Source organism: Coprococcus sp. AF38-1, from assembly GCF_003603945.1.
Lineage (GTDB): Bacteria > Bacillota > Clostridia > Lachnospirales > Lachnospiraceae > Coprococcus > Coprococcus aceti.
The window spans coordinates 248,823-273,009 of record NZ_QVGO01000004.1; the positions used below are offsets into that span (position 1 = coordinate 248,823).

14 protein-coding genes are annotated in these 24,187 nt (G+C 45.4%); 1 reads left to right on the forward strand and 13 read right to left on the reverse strand.

The window, feature by feature from the left end; all coding sequences use genetic code 11:
• Positions 1 to 595: 595 nt before the first annotated feature.
• From DW025_RS07420 to DW025_RS07460, 9 genes are all read right to left on the reverse strand, one after another.
• Positions 596 to 1,207 (reverse strand): zinc-ribbon domain-containing protein, encoded by a 612-nt coding sequence (locus DW025_RS07420; protein WP_119999411.1) that lies wholly within the window; start codon positions 1,205 to 1,207, stop codon positions 596 to 598.
• A 59-nt stretch (positions 1,208 to 1,266) separates the two neighbouring features.
• A complete protein-coding gene (locus DW025_RS07425) occupies positions 1,267 to 2,058 on the reverse strand; it encodes a TraX family protein (RefSeq protein WP_119999412.1) in 792 nt (263 codons plus the stop codon).
• Between the two features lie 47 nt (positions 2,059 to 2,105).
• Positions 2,106 to 3,659: a DUF975 family protein gene (locus DW025_RS07430; RefSeq protein ID WP_119999413.1), complete on the reverse strand. Its 1,554-nt coding sequence runs from the start codon at positions 3,657 to 3,659 to the stop codon at positions 2,106 to 2,108.
• Positions 3,660 to 3,797: 138 nt separating this feature from the next.
• On the reverse strand, positions 3,798 to 8,324 hold the full coding sequence (locus DW025_RS07435; protein WP_243104929.1) for a hypothetical protein: 4,527 nt from the start codon (positions 8,322 to 8,324) through the stop codon (positions 3,798 to 3,800).
• Positions 8,266 to 8,985 carry a DUF6063 family protein gene (locus tag DW025_RS07440; RefSeq protein ID WP_004852816.1) on the reverse strand — a complete coding sequence of 240 codons (720 nt, stop codon included), beginning with the start codon at positions 8,983 to 8,985 and terminating at the stop codon, positions 8,266 to 8,268. The genes DW025_RS07435 and DW025_RS07440 overlap by 59 nt, the downstream gene beginning before the upstream one ends.
• A gap of 30 nt (positions 8,986 to 9,015) precedes the next feature.
• Positions 9,016 to 10,644, reverse strand: coding sequence for a hypothetical protein (locus tag DW025_RS07445; RefSeq protein WP_117875304.1), 1,629 nt, complete (start codon positions 10,642 to 10,644; stop codon positions 9,016 to 9,018).
• 156 nt (positions 10,645 to 10,800) lie between these two features.
• Positions 10,801 to 11,940, reverse strand: a complete 1,140-nt coding sequence (locus DW025_RS07450) for a rhomboid family intramembrane serine protease (RefSeq protein ID WP_118649509.1) — start codon at positions 11,938 to 11,940, stop codon at positions 10,801 to 10,803.
• A 110-nt stretch (positions 11,941 to 12,050) separates the two neighbouring features.
• Positions 12,051 to 13,106: an iron-containing alcohol dehydrogenase family protein gene (locus DW025_RS07455; RefSeq protein WP_119999415.1), complete on the reverse strand. Its 1,056-nt coding sequence runs from the start codon at positions 13,104 to 13,106 to the stop codon at positions 12,051 to 12,053.
• A gap of 404 nt (positions 13,107 to 13,510) precedes the next feature.
• Positions 13,511 to 16,162: an ABC transporter ATP-binding protein/permease gene (locus tag DW025_RS07460; RefSeq protein WP_119999417.1), complete on the reverse strand. Its 2,652-nt coding sequence runs from the start codon at positions 16,160 to 16,162 to the stop codon at positions 13,511 to 13,513.
• A gap of 338 nt (positions 16,163 to 16,500) precedes the next feature.
• Between DW025_RS07460 and fba the strand changes: the two genes are divergently transcribed.
• Positions 16,501 to 17,370 carry a class II fructose-1,6-bisphosphate aldolase gene (fba, locus tag DW025_RS07465; protein ID WP_022058049.1) on the forward strand — a complete coding sequence of 290 codons (870 nt, stop codon included), beginning with the start codon at positions 16,501 to 16,503 and terminating at the stop codon, positions 17,368 to 17,370.
• 181 nt (positions 17,371 to 17,551) lie between these two features.
• Here the strand turns inward: fba and DW025_RS07470 are convergent, their stop codons facing one another.
• The 4 genes from DW025_RS07470 to DW025_RS07485 form a co-directional block, all read right to left on the reverse strand.
• Positions 17,552 to 18,466 (reverse strand): hypothetical protein, encoded by a 915-nt coding sequence (locus tag DW025_RS07470; RefSeq protein WP_119999419.1) that lies wholly within the window; start codon positions 18,464 to 18,466, stop codon positions 17,552 to 17,554.
• A gap of 39 nt (positions 18,467 to 18,505) precedes the next feature.
• Positions 18,506 to 21,400: an excinuclease ABC subunit UvrA gene (uvrA, locus tag DW025_RS07475; RefSeq protein ID WP_119999523.1), complete on the reverse strand. Its 2,895-nt coding sequence runs from the start codon at positions 21,398 to 21,400 to the stop codon at positions 18,506 to 18,508.
• A 126-nt stretch (positions 21,401 to 21,526) separates the two neighbouring features.
• On the reverse strand, positions 21,527 to 23,515 hold the full coding sequence (uvrB, locus tag DW025_RS07480; protein ID WP_055272008.1) for an excinuclease ABC subunit UvrB: 1,989 nt from the start codon (positions 23,513 to 23,515) through the stop codon (positions 21,527 to 21,529).
• 144 nt (positions 23,516 to 23,659) lie between these two features.
• Positions 23,660 to 24,034, reverse strand: coding sequence for a hypothetical protein (locus DW025_RS07485; protein WP_119999421.1), 375 nt, complete (start codon positions 24,032 to 24,034; stop codon positions 23,660 to 23,662).
• Positions 24,035 to 24,187: the final 153 nt, after the last annotated feature.

The window sequence follows — 24,187 nt, forward strand, 5'->3', positions numbered from 1 at the left end:
AACATCAGCCCATTTGTAATTGCCTTCGGCAAGGGCTGATGCTGCATGTTAAGTTTTCTGAAACTTAACACATCCTTTGGCTTTGTGTGTTTTATTTTTTCGTCTTGCCTCATTGACTGTATTCATTATAATTTGACAGGGGTTTTGAAAGAATAGAATATTTTTGGATTAATTAGCAAAATTTTGCGATTTATTGAAATTTTTATAGATATTTTTAACAATAGCGGTTGTTTAATAGTTATATATTAGGATATTTTTGACTTAATAGTGATGGTTTAGCTTGCTTTACTGGGCAATTTTCACCTGTCACCGGCAAGTTTGGAGGGCGGGATGGTCTGTGATGACATATTCTATACGGTGGCTTAGCGGCGTTTTAGTGGCACTTCCTATAACAGCTTGTTTTTATCTTTTGGTTGTTTTCCATCTGTTTTGCGCATAGTCATAAAAGCAAGCTGCCTTCCTCACATAGCACATGCCTCTCGCATCACTGCACATTTATGGCGATGAGCAATTCATGCTAAAACATGGTCATGTACAGTAATCCACGCAAACAAAAAAGAGCGTGGGTTCGACTCACCCACGCTCTTTTTCAGGCTTACATATTCACATTCAAGTAATTTCCACAATAAGGACATTTGCTGGAATATCCAGTCGCTGCACGGAAACTCGAACCACAATTCGGGCATCTGACCGCCACAAGTCTCAGCTTATCCGGTGCCACCGGCTTGTCGTCCATGAGCTCTTCCTCACCAGGAAGCCTCTCATCCCTTACTGAATCCGGATCATAGCCGTATTTGCCGCTGTACTCAAATATATCTATCGTCAGACCTATCGGGTACATGCCGGCACCCCTTGTGAATCCCGTTGGTATTATAGCCTCCCGCTCAACATGGTAGCTGTCAAAATAATGCACGATTGTGTCCATCATATATGTATTGTTCACCCTGACAGAAGTATTCTCCGTGTATCCATATATCTTTGCAGGATACCTCACGCCCTTTTTCACTATCATCTTCTTGTTGTGAACCAATATCGCCACCACTATGTCCATTCCCCCACCGATCAGTAAGAAACTTCCCGGAAGGCTCAGCATAGCCAGGGGGAATTTGCCAGGCTCCGCCACAATTGCAAATATAATTCCCACGAAAACACCGACAGCAAGGAATATACTGCCAACCAAAACCACTATCTTATGAGCTGCATTCATCTTATTTCTCCTTTTCCCCAATATCTGCAAAAACCACCGATTCTCTGCTCATACAATGTCTACATCACCATCTGCCAGATTATGTACAATACAAGCAAGTGTCCCGGATAAAATGCATAACAGAAGTATTTAAACCACTTCTTATGGTATCCCAATTTTCCATTGTATAGCCATATCACCGGCAATGCGATTAGCGCAAACGCCTGCTGCGGGAATTCAAAGCTATGTCCCGCTATACTAAACGTATAACAATATCCACTAAGCAGCTGTGCATTGATATAATACATACACACGAGCTGTGCTATCAATTTCCATGGTTCCTTGCCCCGGAACAGATAGAACATTATAACCATGACAACTCCCGCTCCATAGAAATCAACCATGGTGATCGTTCCTATCACATATCCCACAAGTGTCACAACAACCGCAACCGGGATCCACAGCCATACCTTGCCCGTTTTCCTTACCTTGTCTATCAATGCTATCAGCAGTAATCCTATGAGAAATGTCCAAAGTACATTCTGATGAAACAGATACAGGACACTGTCTCCGGACACAAGATCAAATGGAACTTCAGATATCACCGCAAATATCAGCATTCTGCACAGATATCTGCGGAAATTACTGGTATGGTAAAATCCCTCAACTATCATGAACGCAAATATCGGAAATGCTATTCTTCCTATGCACGTAAGTATATCCACATACGGAAACAACGTTGCCCACATGTGATCACTGAGCATGCATGTCATCGCGATGATATGCAGCATACAGGAGCTGAATACTCCTGCCTTTATATTCCAGGACTGTTTCCCCGGATCAATCATTTTACCATTCTGTATATCCGTCATATTGGTTCCTCCTTTTTATATGACTTCGTCATATTGGTTCCTTCTCTTTATAATGTGCCGCCAACTCCTTCGCCCTTGTTAAATCCGAATATGGCGCAGCATATCAGATCTATGATAAACAATACCGACAATGTGATACATATAATGTTCTGCACTTTTTTGCTCTTGGAATTCAGAAATTCACTGAGCTTCGGTGCCGCTATATACACTCCAAACAGACTTCCCATGCCAAACGCAAGAAGCCCTACCAGACATATTCTTCCATTTACATTAAGGAACTCGTTCTTGTAGTCCCAATACTGTGAGTTAAAGAAGAAATCCAGTGCCCAGCTCGCTATGAATTCTATGATTCCACATACCACCATCGCCATAGCAAACAGCTTTGCTTTATCTGCCTTGAAGCGGTCAAGCAGGAATATGATAGCAACGCCACCGACTCCGTACACGGGCAGCCATGGTCCATACATGGTTCCGCGGTTTACAAGAACATGATCCATAACTATATAGAGCAAGACCTCCCACAGCCATCCTATAAAACAGAACACAAAGAAGAAGAAAATGAAATCCCTAAGACCGTATTCACTCTTCACCTTCATTCCCTCAGGAACCTCAACCGCGACATCCTGGAGAATATAGACCGGCTTGGTCCATACCTCAGCAACTCCCGCGTCTCCTGCCGACTGATAAGCAGCCTCGATAACCTTTTTGTTATATGGTGCAGCATTGAATGCTTCCTCGACAAAATTTTCCACACCTATATTCTGTCTGAACCAGAAGTACATCTCCACATCAAGCTCCATCTGGAACGGTAATGCTACCAGAAGTCCTGCAACCGGTATAGCCTTGATCATCCACACGTGGATGCATGACAGATCCGTCAGGAACATTTTCCACTTATAGCCTCTCGTCATCTCCCTTGACATGTTCTTCGCATCTCTCCACTTGAGTCTTGGATTCTCCGCCAGGAGATATGGAACCATCCTATACTGATAATACTTGTACACACCACCGATTATCGTGAGCCACCAGAGTGTCATAACAACATTGTAACAGAACATGACCCACATAAGTCTGAGTAAATAATGTCTGTGGAAAGGTGCAAACATTCGGTTGATGGACACCTTGTCACTGTATCTGCACTCCATGGCATAACGGCATTTGCCGACTATTGCCGCACTCTGTATGAAGAAATGCAGTACCGCCATGATAAGTGCGGATATGAGAAGCATCACTATGACCTCACCGGGATTTCTCTTCACGTATGCCGTATTGGCGCCTAAAAGCTTGATGATCCAGGTCTGCTTCACCGTCACCGAATCTATCATCCGGGCAACTGTCTCTGCTTTTTCCTCCGACATATGCTCAACCATCGGCATATTCTTCACATATTCCTTGAGTATGGTCACATTGTCCGCCTCATGCTCTGTCTCCTGCCCGAGCACCTGATCTATACCCTTCACGAACTTTGTCTGTGAAGAATCATCTACCCCAAGATAAGAGAATACAAAACACACAGCGACCATGGCCATCCAGGCCAAAAGTCCCCGCTTAAATACCGTGTTCCACGCTCCCTTTCTAAGCTGTTTCCTGTTCCAATCCATCTATAGTTCCTCCCAAGCTAATATTTAAAGTAATTCAACAACATATATCTGCAAAACCCGTAACCTGAATTATGGCTTGATGGTTTCATATTGCCTATCAGGGGAATATGAAACCGGTCAAGCCATTCCACAGCCCCCCTAGATGAAGTCGAAGGTCGCCTGCTCATAGGAAAGCTCCTGATATTCAAGCTCCTCCTGATCCGTCTTGCTGGTATAGTCCACAACGACCGTCTGTTGCTTTCCGCCCACCATCTGCTGCCCCAGAATGTAGTTCACATCGAAGCGTCCTGTGATGGCCGGTGTCGCGCCACGGGCAGGTACGATGAGCTGCACATGGTTGGCTGCCAGCATGGCAAATATAGGCTCCCATATGTATATATCCTTCGCCGCTCCAAATGGGTTGTCGATAAATATAGTCTTCGACTGTACTGACTCCTCCGGTGCCAGACTGTACATTCCTGCAATATAGTTGATGACAGCAACCAGAAACTGGATGTAGATTCCCTGAGACTGTCCCGTACTTCCAACAGCCTCCTCATATCTGAGATAACGGCTCTGTTCCTTTATTCTCTCCCTCTTATAGAGGTTAAGCTTTATGGCGTTCATATCTGTGACCATGACGCCGAACAGCTTCTTAAGTCCGAGGCAGTCACGGATGTACTTGATCCTCTTTCTCTCATCCTCGTAGGCATCCGCGCCTTTCACTATGTCATCTATATAATCAGACATTCTCTGCTTTACAAATTCATCCTTCACATAAGGTATGGTGAGATCGACCATCTTGATCACATCATCGCCCACCGTGATACGTGACAGCTTTGGAAGCTTCTCAAGCTCAGTCTTCACATCCATACATCTCTGTACACACTGATTCTCGAAGTTCTCCTTGATGGCAACCATATCCTCGATACCCTTCTCAACGCGCTCCTTCTCCAGCTTGATGAACTCAATAATCTGAAGAAGATTTGCCAGAAGTTCCTTTGCCTGACTGTAGGTATCCGGAACCTGCACATCCTGTCTGATCGTATTGGCCATCTCGAATACACCCATCTCCACTAGTGTATCCGCCGTCTGTCCCTTGAATCTCATGATCTCATTCTTCGCACGCTCAAGGGCTTTCATGCTCCTGTCGTACTTCATGAGGCTTGTCTCAAATAACTGTCTGAGGGTATCCATGTCTTCATCCAGTACATTTCCACCGGACACATCTATGTCATTTGTATCGACTATTCTCTTTACATCCTTGTACAGATCCACCATGAAACCATACTGCTTATAGTAATCGCTGTACGCCTTCTCAGCTTCTTTGAATATGCGGTTCATATCCGCAAGCACCGCATCTCCATTGGCTATGGCTGTATCTGCATCGGCTGCAGATATCTCCTCACGCACATAGCTGCCATCACCGTATGTTCTATTGATGTTCTCTATCGCATACTCTATGCTTCCCTCAAGCTTGCTATACGCCTTCTGGTCAGCCTTCTGCTGCTGCATCAGCGACGCCTCTATCAGTGTGAGCCTTGCCAGCTCATCGTCCATCTCCCTGAGATGGTCCTCTGACGTCGGATAGAGCTCTCCTGCCCCGGCAAATACCGCCATGTCAAAGCCTCTCTTCTCTATGGTCTTCTGTATTCTGTCCATTGACTTCTTCAGCGCATCCATGAGCTTCTTCTTGTCCTCAAGATCCGGCGCATGCTCCTTTGAAACCGCCAGCATAGCCATAAATTCCTGTTCAAGCCGTTCATCTGAAATGTCCAAAGTCTCCTTGTATTCCTCCGGTATTCCGTCCTGCCATGCCGCAGCAGCCACGCCTGCACCATCTGTATTTTCAGCAACTCCCGCATTCTCAGACTTCGGCAGATACGGTTCGAAATACTCCGTCCACTTGTACTGGATATCCTCTATATTCCTTGTAAGCCCCGCAAGCTTTGACTCAGTCTCTCCAACCGTCGTCGACCACTTCAGCACATCGCTCTGAAGTCCTGACAGCTTTGCCACAAGGTCAGACTTCCTCTGCTTATACTCGGCAAGTCTCTGCTCCTCCGGTCTTGCAAGATCCGACAGCTGCTCTATCATGACAAATGTCTGTCTTCTGTCAGATTCCTTCTGCTGACTCTGCTGCAGGTCTCCATATCTCTCGGTGTTATTCTTAAGCTCCGTCTCTGTAACCTTGATCGATGTCTTAAGCTCCTCAAGCTCATCCTTCTTATCGAGCAGTGCCTGGTTCAGCTCTCTCTCCCTGTCCTCGGCACCTGTATATCTCGCATCCACAAGCCTTGTGACAAATGCAAGATCCTCCTGATAAGTCGCAAGCTTCTCATTTATCAAACTGATCTCCTCCGTGAGACCTGCTATCTTATCAGCATTTGCCTTTCTGGCGTCCTCTATGGAGTCCTTAGACATGAAATATTTCCTGTCTCTTCCTATGATAAGCATGTTCTCGGCGGGAACTATCGCTGAGTCTGAAAGCTTATCCATATCGTACACCATTACACATTCGCTGCCGGTGTCTATCGAACCGAGATTTATATCGTCCTCCAGACTATCAAATCCCTTTGTCACAACACTGTACGGCAGGTATGGATTTGCCTGAAGCAGCTCCTCCTTTGTATCACCCGGGAGTGCCGACAGATAATCCGCACCATGCATGGCCATGAGCCCATGTCTGGTGGAGATGTAGTTTATCACAGTCTCAGCACCCTCCGACGGCGGAAATGGTCTGCCATCCTCATAGCATTTCGCAAGCTTTGTCAGTCTGTCGATCTCCTGCTGGCGCTTGATCGTCTCTGTTATGGTGCCCCTAATCCTGTCATTTATAACACCTGTTATATCCTGTGGATTCTCCACAGAGTATACTGCCATGATGCTGTCGAGCTGGCTTCCCGACTGCCTGTACGCCTCGGCGTCAAGCCTTGCATCCTCGCAGCTTCTCTCCAGCGCATCATACTCAGCCTGCACAGTCGTCAGTCTGTATCTGTCATCGTACAGCTTTGTCCTGCCATCTGCTATGGCTATCTCCAACTCTGTCATCTCAGCAAGTATCCTGTCAGACTCCTCCTGAGCCTTGTTCATCATATCCTTCACATCACCCACTACGAGCAGGTTGACCGATGCAGCCAGCTCACTTATGCGGGCACTTATCTCATCAATCTTGGCTGTGGCATCAGCGATATTGTTCTCCGCCACCGCCTGGGCGATCTCGCCCTCCCTCATGACCTTTCTGCAGTACTCCGCCTCCTCAAGTGCGTGATCATAGCTGGTCTGGGCCTCTTCCCTTGCCACCATGAGCTCTGCAAGCTTCTTCTCATCACGGATGCGTCTGTTGTACGCATACACCGCCATCTTCTCACTGGATGATCCGATGTTGTTTCTTATATTGTCGACTATCAGTCTGCTCTCTTCGTACTGTCGCTTGTTCTCCCTGTATACAAGGTAGTCATTTACACTCTCCTTGTAGCCGATCTGGTTTTTCAGCTCCGCAAGCTTCTTCTCATTGTCCTCTATCTGCGTGACAGTGTCATCCATCTTGCGGTTCATGTCCTCAAGGCGCAGATAATCCCTGGTGACCCTGAGATTTGCCAGACGCTTGTTCTGCTGTTCCATCTGCTCCCCGGCATCAGCCTTTGCCTTCGCCAGCTCCTCCATATGGGTGTCGCCCTCCTGTGTACACGCCCTTCCTGTGGCATACACATCGGCCAGGCCCTTACATATCCTGTCGTTGTCCTCGTAGAGACCTATGCATGAGTTCACCTTGCCCTCGAGCACATTTATCAATTCTATCTGGTGGTCATAGTTGGCTATGTCACGCTTTCTCTGTGCCAGAACGTTCAGCTTGTCCTTGATGTCGAGAAGAGTCTCTGCCATGGTGTCTTCCTCACCGTTTCGTCCTGTCTTTGTGGCAAATGCCTTCTCTATGATCTCCTCTATAAGCAGATCCTCCACGACCTTCCTTGTGGTCCTGTAATTTGTCTCAAAATACGTTCTTACGTGCCCCTCTGTCTTGTTGATTCCACGTATGATTTCCCAGTGGCTCTCGTGGAGACCATAGCCACTTATAAATCTCTGGTACTCGCCCTTCTTGTCAAATACCCTGATCTCCAGGCTCATATCCCTGTGTCCGAGATCCTTGAGATATGTCTTTAAACCGTTGAATGTGATCCTCTCATTACCCTCCGACAAAGGAAGGTTCACTATGTCATTCTTGTTATATTCCCTGTAGAAAATGCAGTAATTAAAATACTCTATGGATGCAGTGTCCTTCTGTACCTCCCCGGCATCCGCAGCATCCTTCGCCTTTCTGGCACAGAATCCGGTGGTCATGTATCTGTAGCCATCCTTTATATCCGCCTCGTCAAGCTTCCACTCGATCAGCGAATGGATGACTGTGTTGCCGCCGCCCGCACGGAAAAGCTTCTCCACAGGCTGCTTCTCATCCAGAGTACAGTTCGGTATCAGGTTCTGAAGGAGCAGAAGCATGAGAATACTCTTTCCTCCTCCATTTGCCAGATCATACAGCGTGTTCTTGCCATACATTCTCATAGTGAAGTCATCGTACTGCTGTGTACCAAAGTTATATTTTACATTGTTGACCCTTATCCTGTTGATACTAGGCATCCTCTTCTTCACCTCCAAGCAGCTGATACAACCGTCCTCTGTATTCCTCAAAATAGTTCTCCGACAAAGCTTTCATCCTGTCTGTCGGATAGTACCTGTCCGCATTCTCCACAAATAACCGCTGGGCCGACATGAAGTTGAACACCAGCTTCACATAACCCGCCCGGGATGCCTTGGACGCCCTGGCGCTGTCGCCCTCCTGATTGCCCGTCACCGCCGGGAGCTCATCCCACAGGAGCGCTATCGCCTTGAAGCTGTCCTGCTCCACCTCATCAGTTGACAGAACATCAAGCTTCTTCGTTATGTCCGCAAGATATTTGCTTGTCTCATCTATAATGTTCTCTGACTTCACATACTCCCTGAACTGATAGCTGGAGGAATCCTTGTAAAAATAGAGAAGTGTCATATACATAATGAAGTAACACAGATAGAGCTCCTTGTTCAGACGAAGTCCCAGAAGCTTCTTCATGTCGTCATTCGTATAGCCAAATACCCTGTTGCCCTCTCCGGCTGTTATATACAAGCTGTCATTGTACTCGTACAGTGACAGGTTCATCTTCTTCATCATATTCATGACGATGTCGTACACCTCGGCATTGCCGTAGAATTCATCGTACAGCGGGCCGTTGTCGGGATGCTTCTTGCAGATCTCCTCACCTGATATTAACTTGGAATATATCTCTATCGCCTTGTCCAGATTCTTACTTTCCATCTTTTTCTCCTATTCTCCGTACAATCACTCTCAGCTGGTTTTGTTAAACTGAATTCCCGTAACGTACATGTCCTCGCCAATCTGTATCTCTTCGTCTGGATGGAATTCCAGTGTAAATGTCATGCCTCTGAACGCATCCAGTGTGAGTTCCGGTGCATACATCTCACGGGAGAGACCAGAACCGCCATGCCCCATATCACCATCGGTCTGATTCTGCAAAATAGCAATACCTTTGCCAGTTTTTATTCTCTCTATGTGATCTACCAGCATTCCCTCCAGCATAGTGTCCGGCTTTGCCAGTATCTCATCCACGCTGTATCTGTCCTTCTGAGCCAGGTGTGTGAGGAAGGAATAGTAATCTTTGTTGTCGTAGATTTCTTTTCCAAACTTAACTTCAAGTATTCCATTGAATTCCTTGAGACTCAGATGTCCCCATTTGTTCAGCTGGTCAAGGAGTTCGTGGAACAGCTTTGTGAAGTTGGCACTTATCTGTTCATCGAGAAGTTCATCTTCGTAACGGAAGTTCGGATCAAGCTGCTCCTTCTTCACCTTTGTGGTCTTCGCATTGTCCTCGGACTTCAGCGTGAGCATGTGATCTATGGATGTCATGCTGAACGTTTTCACGATCCTCGGAGCGAAGAGAGGCGCAAGTATGGTGAGTATCTTATCCGGTCTGTCCTCTTTTATGATACTCTGAAGCTGTCCTGCAAAGTCAAATGCAGGTCTAAGCTTCTGCAACTTTGCCTTGTGTATGATATTGTCCGATATGTTCTGCAGCTCCATGGTGCTGCTTATCAGACTTCCGTGCTTGATGATGGTCCTCTTGAGTTCAAGCTCAAGCTGGCTTATCTCCTCCATCGCTTTCAGGTTGCCCTTGCCCATATTATCATAGCTCGCCTTAGTGATCGCTTTGTCCACCAGAGCTTTGTTCTTGGCAAAGAGCTTCTGCTCGTCAGCGAACCATTTGCCGACGGTCTTCATATAATTCTCGTACTCCTCCGCGCCCTTGAACACGTCGATGGACAGAAGATTTACTATCTCATCCTTCTCGCGGATCAGCCTGTTCACCTCGCTATTGATCCTGCGCACGACCTCGATACCGCCACGGAAGTTCTCTCCAACGATCATCTTTTCCAGAAGAAGCTGCTGCACGTTGATCTTGCTCTCGTCCTTGATCTCCTTGGTGTCCAGATAGAATTCGATTCCATCCGCAGTGATGAAATACAGGACCTTGCCATCCACTATATGGCTGTCTATCAGCTTCACTCGTCCCGTCTTGCGCTGCTTCTTTCCCGGATCATAGAACGTGAATTCAAATGCTCTTCCGTCGTTCTTGATCTTGTCAAATATATACATTATCAGGTCAGCCCTGTCATCTCCCGCAATCTCCACATCGAAATCACGGTCAAGGAGCTGCCCCATGAATTCCTCATATTCATCGTATGACACTTCACGCTCATTGAAGCTGTTCTCCTGAATAAAAAAACGCAGAATCGCCATGGTTATATAACCCATGTCCAGCTGTGCATAACGACCTTCCTTATACTGCGCAAATGTGGTCTCAGCCAGAACAAAAAACGGGTAATATTTCCTCAGATTCTGCATTCTTGCATTATGTTCTTCAATTATGTCATTTATCATCACGTATTTGAGTGCCATGTTTTCTCTATCTCTGTACTTTCCTGATTATAATAGATCTTATACCATATACTTTTCCTGATATATCTGCCCATATTCTGAGACACATATCTTCTCTATCCGCATATGGACACACAGATTTAGTATACCATGACACATTTGTTCACACAACGATATTTATCTTCCATACTTCAGCTCATTTATCGATCTTCCACACACTGTCAACATGAATTCCGTGGCACTCTCACTGTTCTGTCCCACATCATTCAGCCCGACATATCCCGGCTGATAGCCCTCGCAGTCACCCTCTATCTGAAACTGGACTGTGACCGTCACCTGCTGCCCCTTATATGTGGCATTCCCTTCAAACTGCACTATCTGACTTCCGTCCGTCGCGACAAATGCCTGCCAGTGTTCATCGCTGCAATAGGCATCCAGACCATCCCCATAGGTTGTGTCTCCATCCGGGAATATCTTCTGTTCCTTTATATAATCTATCCTCTTATCCGGAATATCGGCTGCATCTTTGCCGATCCCCGCCTCACCGATACCTGTCACGCACATGGACAATGTGAGTATGACTGCCAAAAGCTTGCAGAATTTGTTCTCCCTAAACTTCTCCCACCGCTTGATATTCAGTGCAAATGCAAGGATTCCTCCCACGATCGCACCACCCACATGCGCATAGATATCTATATTCTTCTCATTTGTATACAGAGCATATATGACCACAACAACTATGGATATCATCATATCTTTTCTGCTTGCTTTCCTGTTGCCCATGAATGTCAGGAACACAGCAGCACATATGATTCCGAACACCGCCCCTGATGCTCCTATAGAGAAATGCATTCTGTCAGGATCAGTCATATGATACACATTCATGGATATGATCCCGGCAACAATTCCTGATACAAAGTATATGATAGTCGTCCTCAGGGAGCCAAGTTTTCTCTCCACCGTGGAGCCAAACATATATAGTGCAAACATATTGCCAAAGAGATGATCAAAGCCAGAATGCAGGAACATCGCCGATATAAGTCGTCCATACTCGCCATTCAGCTTCACGTACTGATAGTTGAGTCCACCGGTTCTGGAGTAATTGTCCACACCGATGCACATGATGCCAGCTATGACATTTGCCACTATCAATGCAATCGTAACTATAGGGATCGTCCTCTTTATCTGTGGCTGTGGGGAAGCTCCACCGCCCATCTGCTCAGGTCTGATCACATATGCTGTGTCCTGGTCAATATCCTGCTCAAATCTCCCATAGTCATCATGTTCAAAGCCATAGCCGAAATTGTTTTCTTCCATATAATACTCTCCTGACAATGCCCTCCACGGCTGGCATCCACATACTGTTCATTGTTTTACACGATACACTGTTTTTCCACCTTGCAGTACCATTCTTCACACCTTTTTTCTTAGTCGAATACTCTCTTAAGTACCTCGTCCTCATACAGAACCTTCTTGGCAAGTTCTCTGTAGTTCTCCTCGTGAAGGTATGTGTGTCTGTGAGGCTTGATCTGAGGAGCCATGTCTATCGCCTTTACAAAATCCTCTCTCTTGAGGTCAAGTGTGGCTACATAATCCCAGAAACCAGTCTTTTCAAATATTGCATTTACCCTGACATATCTGTGATCCTGGACAACAGCCATGATATATGTGGCAATTCCCACCTGGATTCCATGGAGCTGTGGCTGTTCAAGCATCTTGTCAAGTGCATGTGAGATCAGGTGTTCACTTCCGGATGTCGGTGTGCTTCCGCCTGCAATCTCATTAGCAACACCGCTCATGGCAAGGGAATCGAGAAGCTCCTTCAGGAAGAGGTCATCCTTGATCGTCTCAAATGGTGTTCTGACGAAACTGTTCACTGCCTTCTTCGCTATCATAACTGCAAAATCGTTCATCTCAGAGTATCCCAGTTCAGACTCGAAGAGCCAGTCATAGAGGGATGTGATCTTGGATACCATATCTCCGATTCCCGAGTAAAGGAATCTCTCTGGAGCAGACTTGATGATCTCCGTGTCAGCTATGATTCCATATGCCATTCTTGCCGGCACCGATGTACGCCGTCCATTTACCATAAGTGATGCGCTGGCGCTTGAGAAACCATCCGATGATGCCGATGTCGGAATACTTATAAAAGGAAGCTTTCTGAGATATGCCGCATACTTTGCCACATCAATAACCTTTCCTCCGCCGATACCCACGATCACCTGGGCCTTCGCATCTATATCAAATGCCAGCTTGATTATATCCTCTATATTGGTGGAATCCAGCTCTCTGTACTCCACAACTGTCACATTTTCTTTCTTCAGAGAATCCATGACCTGCTGTCCAAACATGTCTATGAGTCCATTTCCAAAATAAATAACAGCATTCTTCATCCCGGAAGCACTTATATATTTGCCCAGATCATTCAGGGTTCCCTTTCCGATCTTAAGAATGGTTGGTATTGCTATATGACTTCCTGCCATCTGTTTATCCTCCTAAATACATTTCTACCATTATACATTATATGATCAGCAAAAATAAACAGGACAATACACATTTTGTCTCATACCTTTACTTACCTTTCTAATTTCTAACCATGTCTGCCTTATGCTGTTTTCATATCCTTTAAATTTCTTACAGCATCTTCATATTTTTACCCGAAAAACACATTTTCTACACAACTTCTCCAAAATTAGAACACATTTTCTCGGTATATTATTAACTGTAAACAGCGAGAGCGTAAGCGAGTTGTTTACATCCCCTTTTTCATAAACGACTGCAACACCCTCCCCTCACATAATGTAGTTGCAGTCACTCCCTTTTAATACAAAAAGAAGAGGCTGCCAGAGATGGCAGCCTTTTCTTTTTGTATTCAGATAATTTATATTTACTCACTTCTGAGCGCTATAACAGGATCCTTCTTAGCTGCAAGTCTCGATGGGATAAGTCCTCCGATCAATGTCAGTATAACGCTGATAATTACCAGCATCACTCCACCCTTCCAAGGAAGCGCCGATACACCGGCAACGTTGATATAACTCTCTATCACCTTACTGATCGGTATATTGATCAGCACCGTCACGCCGATTCCTATGAGTCCTGAGAAGAGACCTATTATAAATGTCTCCGCATTGAACACTCTTGAGATATCCTTCTTTGAAGCTCCTATGCTTCGCAGAATACCGATCTCCTTTGTTCTCTCAAGAACTGAGATATATGTGATTATTCCGATCATGATTGATGAAACTATCAATGATATAGCCACAAATGCAATGAGTACATAGGTTATCGCGTTGATGATTTTGGTCACCGATGACAGCATGATTCCGATGTAATCAGTGTATGTGATCTCCTTGTCAGGATAATCCTCGTTGTACTTGTCTATAAGCTTTGTTATCTCGTCCTTATCCGCAAATTCTGCACAGTAGAGGTTGATGGAAGCCGGCTTTGCAAGCTCTGCATATCCAAGCTTTGACATGTTATCCTCATAAGTAGATGTTGACTCCTGGAAGAAACCGTAACCCTTGAGCATATCGAAGAGCTGATCCTTGGTCATGGACGCCATCTGTGCCTGCATGTCCTCAGTAACCTGACCTGAAGCCATAAGCTGCTGCATAACAGAATCCATATCCACATCATCCGCTGTCAGTTCCTTGCCATCTGAAAATGGCATTCCTGTAAATATGTCAGTATCAGGATTATCCATCTGAGCCTTGAGTACATCTGTCTTCTCGTTCTCTGAAACTATGTAATTGGCAAGCTCCGATGTGTAACCTATATATCCCGGCTGCATGGTAGTTGCATACGCTTTATCCGAAGCCCTGATTACTGCCGACACCTTTACTTCAAGGCCCCCGGCCACTGCATACTTCAGAAAATCAGCATCAGAACTCATATCTGTGTATGTTCCATCATCATTCTTCTTGTACAGATTGCCCGGAAGCACAACCTTAAACTTGAGATTAAGAAGGTCATCGTATGTAAACACCATCTGCTCAAGCTCCGGTGCCTCTCCGCCAGCAAGTATGGTTGAAACCATATCGCTCAGTTCCTTTGAATCCCTAAGTCCAAGAGTATACAGTGTAAAATCACTTATCTCATTGTTCTTGTCGACGACAAGTACAACCTCGTTCTTGTTCTCAGGCCAGTGTCCTGCCAGTACATCGTACTGCTGCTTAAGCAGAGTGTCATTGTCAAGCATCTGTGTCCACATGTCCATTGATGATGAGCCGTAACTAAACGCCGACATGAAATCTGCCGTTGACTCCTGTGCCTCCGCCATACCTCCAAATCCCATATCTGCCATTGTGGTGCTTGGATTTACCTGGGCAACACCGCCATTTGCACTGTTCTCGTTAAACACATATAATGGTGTATCATATGTGTATGTTATATCACTTGTATACTTGGTGAAGCCGTTTGCATCGTCTTCTATATAATTCTTAAATGACTCAAGGTCGTTCTCCTTCACATCTGACACCATGGACACGAGCATGTCTCCCATGATATCTCCCGAATATATCTTGTCCTCGCCAGCGTGATTGTGATCTGAATTCTCCTCGTTGTTACCTACCATCTTTGAGAGCAGCTCATTGTAATCCATCGCTTTCTTTGTTATCTGCACTGGATATGTGGCAAGTGTCTCCTCCTGTACATCGTTTATGTACTTCTGGAATCCAGACGATAGCGACAATATAAGTGCTATTCCTATGATTCCTATACTTCCGGCAAATGCTGTTAAGAATGTCCTTCCTTTCTTGGTCATGAGGTTGTTCAGACTCAGCGAGAACGCTGTGAACATACTCATGGATGTCTTTCTAGGTTCATAACTTCCGTCATCCTCCTTTGCTTCATCCTCATCTGAGAATGGATTGGAGTCATCTATTATATTTCCATCGAGGAGCTTTACGATTCTTGTTGAATACTGCTGTGCCAACTCCGGGTTGTGCGTGACCATAATAACCAGCTTGTCCTTGGCTATCTCCTTGAGCAGTTCCATGATCTGAACACTTGTCTCTGTGTCAAGTGCACCCGTTGGCTCATCCGCCAACAGAATATCCGGATCGTTTATGAGTGCTCTGGCGATGGCAACTCTCTGCATCTGTCCACCGGACATCTGGTTTGGTTTCTTGTGAATCTGATTTCCCAGACCAACCCTCTCCAAAACCTCCTTCGCTCTCTTTCTTCTCTCTGCCTTTGATACTCCAGACAAAGTAAGCGCAAGCTCTACATTTGACAGTACCGACTGATGCGGTATCAGATTGTAGCTCTGGAATACAAATCCGACTGAATTGTTTCTATATGAATCCCAGTCTCTTGACTTGAAATCCTTTGTCGACTTGCCATTGATAACCAGATCTCCACTGGTGTACTGATCCAGTCCGCCCACTATGTTCAGAAGCGTTGTCTTTCCACAACCCGACTGACCAAGTATGGACACAAACTCATTTCTCCTAAAGTTCACAGATACACCCTTAAGTGCCTGAACAACTTCATCACCAGTGTGATAATCCTTCACGATATTCTTAAGCTGAAGCATTCTGTCCTCCCTTTTTAAGATTATATTGTGCAAAAGCATAGTAAGGTGCTTTGCGCCACGTCTGTGTGCATACACATAACGTATTATGTTCTATATGCATTACTCTTTTATATATTTGTCAGTATTACTGGCAAATCATAGCATTTAATTTTTTTCAATGCAATTAAGGCGGACTATTCTTTATAAATGTTTTATTTTTTTCATTTCTATCGATAAGTTCAAACTAACTATATGTTGAACTTTTGGCTAAAAATTCTTTTATTTTCTTATTATATGGGGTATAATCAGCGTAAGTGGGTACATTGTATCCAAATATAATTTTACGGAGGATTTTACAAATGTTAGTTTCAGCAACAGAAATGTTAAAGAAAGCTAAGGCTGGTCACTACGCAGTAGGTCAGTTCAACATCAACAACCTTGAGTGGACAAAGGCTGTTCTCCTCACAGCTCAGGAGCTTCAGTCACCTGTTATCCTTGGTGTTTCAGAGGGCGCTGGAAAGTATATGACAGGATTTGAGACAGTTGCAGCAATGGTTAAGGCTATGGATGAGTCACTTGGAATCACAGTTCCTGTAGCTCTTCACCTTGATCACGGAACATACGAAGGATGCTACAAGTGTGTTAAGGCTGGATTTACTTCAATCATGTTCGATGGTTCACACTATCCATTCGAGGAGAACCTTGCTAAGTCAACAGAGCTCGTTAACGTAGCTCATCAGCTTGGCCTCTCAATCGAGTGTGAGGTTGGTTCTATCGGTGGTGAGGAAGACGGAGTTATTGGTATGGGCGAGTGCGCTGATCCAGCGGAGTGCAAGACTATCGCTGATCTCGGCGTTGATATGCTTGCTGCTGGTATCGGTAACATCCATGGTAAGTACCCAGCTAACTGGAAGGGACTTAGCTTTGAGACCCTTGATGCTATCCAGCAGAAGACAGGCGTTATGCCATTAGTTCTTCACGGTGGTACAGGTATCCCAGCTGACATGATCAAGAAGGCTATTTCACTTGGCGTTTCAAAGATCAACGTTAACACAGAGTGCCAGTTATCATTCGCAGATGCTACAAGAAAGTACATCGAGGCTGGTAAGGATCTTGAGGGCAAGGGATTTGATCCTAGAAAGCTTCTCGCTCCTGGTTTCGAGGCTATCAAGGCTACTGTTAAGGAGAAGATGGAACTCTTCGGATCAGTTGGTAAGGCTAACGACTAATTCTTTAACAGAACAATTAACAAATGTAACGATAAACTGTTCGACAACTTTCGGACAAGTATCGCTCGCGTAAACTTAAAGGAACCCCATCACAGCTTGTACAAGCCATGATGGGGTTCTTATTCTTACTTATTTTTCTTTTATATTATTTTTTATCTTCACTAATATAAATTTCTAAATTCTAATCTTGCTTCTCTGCCTTATCCTTCTTCCTGCTGATTGTCCACCATATAGGAACTGATATCAGCATGAAAAGTGCCGCTGCCACGCTGATCCATGCACCGACTCCGAGTCTTGCATTTGCCGCTGCATCTAGCTTTCCAAGATCTATCAATGACAGAACAAATTCAAATATCAATATTCCGCCAACAACTATAGATATAACAAGGTCTGCTATATAACAGCCTGCCTTGTTGATAAATGCACAGATCACGTCTGCTATAATAACTACCGCCACAACAAGCATTGACAGTACATTTATCCCAAACACTCCAACTATGCTTCTGGCATCTGTCCCCATATAAGCATAAGGAATAAATACTGATACAACAGCCATGATAATGCCGATCAGGTTTAACATATTAGGTACATGTGTGGATCCCTTCTTCACATCATCAGGTATGTTCTGCCTATTCTCATATCCCATATATCCCATAGGGTTGTTGTATGGCGTTGGCTGTACCGGATGGCCGTACTGCGACTGTGGCTGGTATGGATGCTGCACCGGCTGGCCATACTGCGACTGTGGCTGGTATGGCTGCTGGGTTGGCTGACCATACTGCGGCATCTGCTGGTATGGTGTCTGCATTGGCTGTGCTCCCTGGCTATACTGTGACTGTGGCTGATATGGCTGCTGGACTGGCTGACCGTACTGCGACTGTGGCTGGTATGGCTGCTGCACCGGCTGGCCATACTGTGGCATATGCTGATACAGTGACTGAGCTGGCTGTGCTACCTGACTATATGGTGCTTGAACTGACTGCACACCCTGACCATTCTGTGCCTGACTATTCTCAGCCATCATAGCCTTTTTCTGCTCAGAAGTCGACCCGCCATCAACTCTGTCAATATCTTCTACTCTATTCTGTTCATCCATGTTGTCATCTACCTCCGATGTAATTATTCGACACATCCCTTACATATCGAGATACCTCTTCAGATACTGTCCTGTATAGGACTGAGGTATCTTCGCAACTTCCTCAGGAGTTCCTCTGGCAATGACCGTTCCACCGCCAGCACCTCCTTCAGGTCCCATGTCAATAATATAATCTGCGGTCTTGATAACGTCAAGATTATGTTCGATAACCACCACTGTGTTGCCGCCCTCGCTGAGCCTTCTGAGTATATCCACAAGTCTGTGCACATCAGCAAAATGAAGTCCCGTGGTTGGCTCATCAAGCACATATATCGTCTTTCCTGTTCCTCGTCTCGAAAGCTCTGTTGCAAGCTTGATTCTCTGCGCCTCTCCGCCCGACAGAGTGGTGGATGGCTGACCAAGCCTGATATATCCGAGTCCCACATCACGGAGAGTCTCTATCTTCCTCAGTATCCTTGGCACATTTGCAAAGAACTCGCACGCCTCATCAACTGTCATATCGAGAACTTCATTGATACTCTTGCCCTTGTACTTGACCTCCAAAGTCTCCCTGTTGTATCTCTTTCCTCCACACACCTCACATGGCACATATATATCTGGCAGGAAGTGCATCTCTATCTTGATTATTCCATCTCCACGACACGCCTCACATCGTCCACCAGATACATTGAAGCTGAATCTTCCCTTGCCGTAACCTCTTGCCTTGGCATCCTTGGTTCCGGCAAACAGATCCCTTATCAGATCAAATGTACCTGTGTAGGTAGCCGGATTGGATCTCGGCGTTCTACCTATAGGTGACTGGTCTATATTTATGATCTTGTCCAAAGCATCATAACCGATGATATGGTCATGCTTTCCTGCCTTAACCCTGCTTTTATTGAGTCTTCTCGCAAGTTTCTTGTACAGGATCTCATTTACCAGAGAACTCTTTCCTGAACCAGACACACCCGTCACACATGTCATGATTCCAAGTGGTATGTCCACATCTATATGCTTGAGATTGTTCTCATAAGCATTCTTGACAGTGAGCCATCCGGTTGGCTTTCTCCTCACATCCGGAACCTCTATCTTCTTCCTGCCGCTTAAGTAGTCACCGGTGATAGAATTCTCACATTTCATAATGTCTTCAGCCGTACCCTCAGCTACCACATATCCACCATTTGCTCCGGCTCCCGGTCCTATATCTATGATGTGATCCGCCGCCCTCATGGTATCCTCGTCGTGCTCTACAACTATCAGTGTATTTCCAAGGTCTCTCAGATTCTTGAGCGCTGCGATCAACTTGTCATTGTCTCTCTGATGAAGTCCAATACTTGGCTCATCCAGAATATATGCAACTCCGACCAGACCTGAACCTATCTGTGTGGCAAGTCTAATTCTCTGTGCCTCTCCACCTGAGAGCGTACTTGTACCTCTGCTCAGGCACAGATAGTCAAGTCCCACATCTATAAGGAAATGCAGTCTCGACCTGATCTCCTTGAGTATGGCCGCACCTATCATCTTCTGTCTGTCAGTGAGTTCCAGATCCTTCATAAACTTTGCAAGTTCTGTGATAGGAAGCTCTGTAAGTTCAGCAATATTCTTATCTCCAACTGTAACAGCAAGGGCTGTCGGCTTAAGTCTCTTACCACCACAGACCTCACACGGAGTTACAGTCATGAATGTCTCATACTCGGCCTTTGTGGACTCCGCAGATGTCTCCCTGTATCTTCTGGCAACACTCTTTATGAGTCCCTCAAATGTTATATCATACACTCCCTCCCCGCGCTGTCCTTTATAATGCACCTTAACCGGGCGAGAGTTCTTTCCATATAATAAGAGATCCTTGATATCCTGTGGATATTCCTGAAATGGTGTATCAAGAGAGAATCCATACTCCGCACTGAGTGCCCTGAGTATTGCATTTGAATAGCTCTTGCCATCATTGCACGACTGCCATCCCAGAACCACTATGGCTCCATCATTTATCGACAAACTCTGATCGGGTATCATAAGATCCGGATCAAATTCCATCTTGAAGCCAAGACCTGCACATGTCGGGCATGCGCCAAATGGATTGTTGAACGAAAAGCTTCTCGGCTCTATCTCATCTATGCTGATTCCGCAATCCGGGCATGAAAAGCTGTCTGAGAAATTGATAATGGTATTCTCCTTCTGGACACCATTCTCATCCCTCTCCCCGATCACCTCAATCTTCATAAGCCCCTCTGCAAGCTGAAGTGCGGTCTCTATGGAATCTGTGAGTCGCCTCTCCACATCCTGTCTTACAACCAGACGATCGACAACTATATCTATACTGTGCTTCTTGTTCTTATCGAGCTTTATCTCCTCCGACAGCTCATACATGCTGCCATCGACTACCACTCTGACAAATCCGCTCTTCTTTGCCTTCTCCAGCAGCTTTACATGCTCTCCCTTTCGGCCTCTGACCACAGGCGCAAGCACCATGAACTTTGTCCTCTCAGGTAGCTTCATGATCTCATCCACCATCTGGTCAACCGTCTGTCTGCTTATGACCTTACCACAGTTCGGGCAGTGTGGTATTCCCACTCTGGCATAGAGAAGTCTGAAATAGTCGTATATCTCAGTGACAGTGCCAACTGTGGATCGGGGATTTCTGTTTGTTGACTTCTGATCTATGGAGATTGCAGGGGAAAGTCCCTCTATCTTATCCACGTCCGGCTTCTCAGCCTGTCCAAGGAACTGTCTCGCATAGGAGGACAGCGACTCCATGTATCGTCTCTGTCCCTCCGCATATATCGTGTCAAATGCCAGTGAAGACTTACCTGATCCCGAAAGTCCTGTCACGACAACAAATTTGTCCCTTGGAATCTTAACATTGATATTTTTCAGATTATTTTCACGTGCGCCCTCAATAGTAATATACTTCCTGTCAATATTCCTGCTGGCGTTGAAATAATCATCATCTTTCATGCTCGCATCCGTTATATTCTCCAAATGCTCACCACGTTCATAATTCTTATTGTCTTCCATCTTGATCTAACCTTTTCTCTTTATTATTTATATTTGTTATATCTTAATTATCTACCCTGCATCCATCTATTCTTTATCATAATCTCTCAGTGCCGCCTTATACACCTTGAGCTGATCCCTGATCTCTGCCGCCACCTCAAAGTTGAGGTCTGCTGCCGCCATATTCATCTTCTTGGTCAGCTTGGCGATAACCTTCTGAAGCTCCTTCTTCGTCATGGACTCAGCGTCCTTATCCTCCTCTGGAAGTTCCTCCTTCTTCACCTCTATGGTTATGAGATCCCTTATGCTCTTCTCTATAGTCTTAGGGGTTATTCCATGTTCCTCATTATACTTCTGCTGTATCTCACGACGTCTGCTCGTCTCATCGAGGGCATACTTCATAGAACCCGTGATAGTATCCGCATACATGATGACATGTCCATCCACATTTCGGGCTGCTCTTCCTATGGTCTGGATGAGTGATGTCTCCGATCGCAGGAAACCTTCCTTATCAGCGTCAAGTATGGCTACCAGTGTGATCTCCGGTATATCAAGACCCTCTCTCAGAAGGTTGATTCCAACAAGCACATCAAATACTCCAAGGCGGAGATCTCTCACTATCTCAACTCTCTCCATGGTGTCTATATCCGAGTGCAGATATTTTACCTTTATATCATTGTCCCTCATATAGCTGGTGAGATCTTCAGCCATACGCTTGGTAAGTGTTGTCACAAGTACCTTGTGTCCCTGCTCGGTCTCCTTGCGAACCTCTTTCAGCAGATCATCTATCTGTCCCTCCACCGGTCTGACCTCAACCGGCGGATCAAGAAGTCCTGTAGGTCTGATGATCTGTTCAGCCATAAGCATCTGGTGCTCCTCCTCGTATTTGCCCGGTGTGGCTGATACAAACATGACCTGATCAAGCTTCTGCTCAAATTCCGAGAAGTTGAGTGGTCTGTTGTCAAGTGCCGATGGAAGCCTGAATCCATAGTCAACCAAATTCATCTTACGGGATCGGTCTCCCGAATACATCGCGCCAACCTGAGGCACAGTCATATGTGACTCATCTATAATAAGAAGAAAGTCATCATCAAAGAAATCCAGCAGTGTGCTCGGCGTCTCTCCGGCTGATCTTCCAGCCAGCGGACCGGAATAGTTCTCTATACCAGAGCAAAATCCAGTCTCTCTCATCATCTCCATATCAAAGTTAGTTCTCTCCTCGATACGCTGTGCCTCGATGAGTTTATCCTTTGACTTGAAGTAAGCAACTCTGTCCTTGAGCTCCGCCTCTATCCTCTTCAGTGCCTTCTCCATCTTCTCCTGTCCAACCACATAGTGGGACGCCGGGAACAGACAGGTATATGTCAGATCCCTCTTTCCCTCTCCAGTGAGCGGATCAAACTCTGTGATCCTGTCTATCTCATCACCAAAAAACTCTATCCTTATTCCATCGTCAAATGTTGACACAGGTATTATCTCAAGTACATCCCCGCGCACTCTGAACGTGCCTCTCTGCAGATCCATGTCATTCCTGTCATACTGTATATCTGTCAGTTCATCGATGACCTGATCTCTGTCCTTTATCATTCCGACTCTGAATGACAGCATCTGATTCCTGTACTCGTCCGGATCACCGATACCATATATGCACGACACAGACGCGACTACGATTACGTCCTTTCTGTCTATGAGCGCAGCTGTTGCACTATGTCTCATCCGGTCAATATCGTCATTGATAGACGAATCCTTTGCAATATAAGTATCCGTAGACGCCACATATGCTTCCGGCTGATAATAATCGTAGTATGATACAAAATACTCCACCGCATTGTTCGGGAAAAATTCTTTCATCTCCCCATAAAGCTGCGCCGCCAGAGTCTTGTTATGTGCAAGTATCAGTGTTGGCTTATTAAGCTGCTGTATGACATTCGCCATGGTAAAAGTCTTACCAGATCCGGTTACACCCAGCAGCGTCTCAAACTGATTACCTTCCTGAAAACCCTTTACCAATTTTTCTATTGCCTCCGGCTGATCTCCGGTGGGCTTGTATTCCGATACCAATTCAAAATGATCCATAAAAGTCTCCTACTCTAGGCTAAAACCTGCATCTATTATATCGAACATTAGTTCCCATATCAAGTAAAAACACGGCAGTTGCTCAAGTTTATTTATCCCCTGAACAACTGCCACTATACTTCATCTGTTTGCTCACAACACCTTCTATACCGCTAGTTCATCCCTACCCAGGCTTATCTCATAGTAGCCTTTCTCATCGACAGTCACCACGACCCTCTCAAATCCTGTGTAAAATCTTAATATATACAGATCATCTGCCCTTGAGATAACCACCTCAGCATTCATCTCCGCCAGATCTGTCATATTGTCTTTCAGCACACCCTCGCTGACTCTGATGATCTGTCTCTCTTTATCTATCTGTCTGCGTTCTCCAAGCTCTTTATAATAAAGGAAGAGATTCTCCTCCAACGCCTTTGATCTGCATCTGCATCTGTGAAAATAGCTGCCGATGATCATATAAAGCATGTATGCTGTCTCCTGCTGTCTGTGTGATGTCTTTTCTGTAAATGAATATCTCATAATCGTTACCTCCATAATGAAAAAATAAACCTAAAATAAATCTACAAAATATTGTCAATGTGTTATCTGAAGCTTTACCAGCTCACACCTTATCAGTGCCCGCTCCCCGGTCTGTCATTTTTCAGCCGACGACAGTCGCTGTGTCCGTATTCT

Excerpts from the sequence above, each read along its gene's own strand:
- DW025_RS07470 (WP_119999419.1), bottom strand. The coding sequence starts at position 18,466 with ATGGATGAACAGAATAGAGTAGAAGATATTGACAGAGTTGATGGCGGG.
- DW025_RS07430 (WP_119999413.1), bottom strand. The coding sequence starts at position 3,659 with ATGGATTGGAACAGGAAACAGCTTAGAAAGGGAGCGTGGAACACGGTA.
- DW025_RS07445 (WP_117875304.1), bottom strand. The coding sequence starts at position 10,644 with ATGGCACTCAAATACGTGATGATAAATGACATAATTGAAGAACATAAT.
- fba (WP_022058049.1), top strand. The coding sequence starts at position 16,501 with ATGTTAGTTTCAGCAACAGAAATGTTAAAGAAAGCTAAGGCTGGTCAC.
- DW025_RS07455 (WP_119999415.1), bottom strand. The coding sequence starts at position 13,106 with ATGGCAGGAAGTCATATAGCAATACCAACCATTCTTAAGATCGGAAAG.
- DW025_RS07440 (WP_004852816.1), bottom strand. The coding sequence starts at position 8,985 with ATGGAAAGTAAGAATCTGGACAAGGCGATAGAGATATATTCCAAGTTA.
- DW025_RS07460 (WP_119999417.1), bottom strand. The coding sequence starts at position 16,162 with ATGCTTCAGCTTAAGAATATCGTGAAGGATTATCACACTGGTGATGAA.
- DW025_RS07450 (WP_118649509.1), bottom strand. The coding sequence starts at position 11,940 with ATGGAAGAAAACAATTTCGGCTATGGCTTTGAACATGATGACTATGGG.
- DW025_RS07485 (WP_119999421.1), bottom strand. The coding sequence starts at position 24,034 with ATGAGATATTCATTTACAGAAAAGACATCACACAGACAGCAGGAGACA.
- DW025_RS07420 (WP_119999411.1), bottom strand. The coding sequence starts at position 1,207 with ATGAATGCAGCTCATAAGATAGTGGTTTTGGTTGGCAGTATATTCCTT.
- DW025_RS07425 (WP_119999412.1), bottom strand. The coding sequence starts at position 2,058 with ATGACGGATATACAGAATGGTAAAATGATTGATCCGGGGAAACAGTCC.
- uvrA (WP_119999523.1), bottom strand. The coding sequence starts at position 21,400 with ATGAAAGATGATGATTATTTCAACGCCAGCAGGAATATTGACAGGAAG.
- uvrB (WP_055272008.1), bottom strand. The coding sequence starts at position 23,515 with ATGGATCATTTTGAATTGGTATCGGAATACAAGCCCACCGGAGATCAG.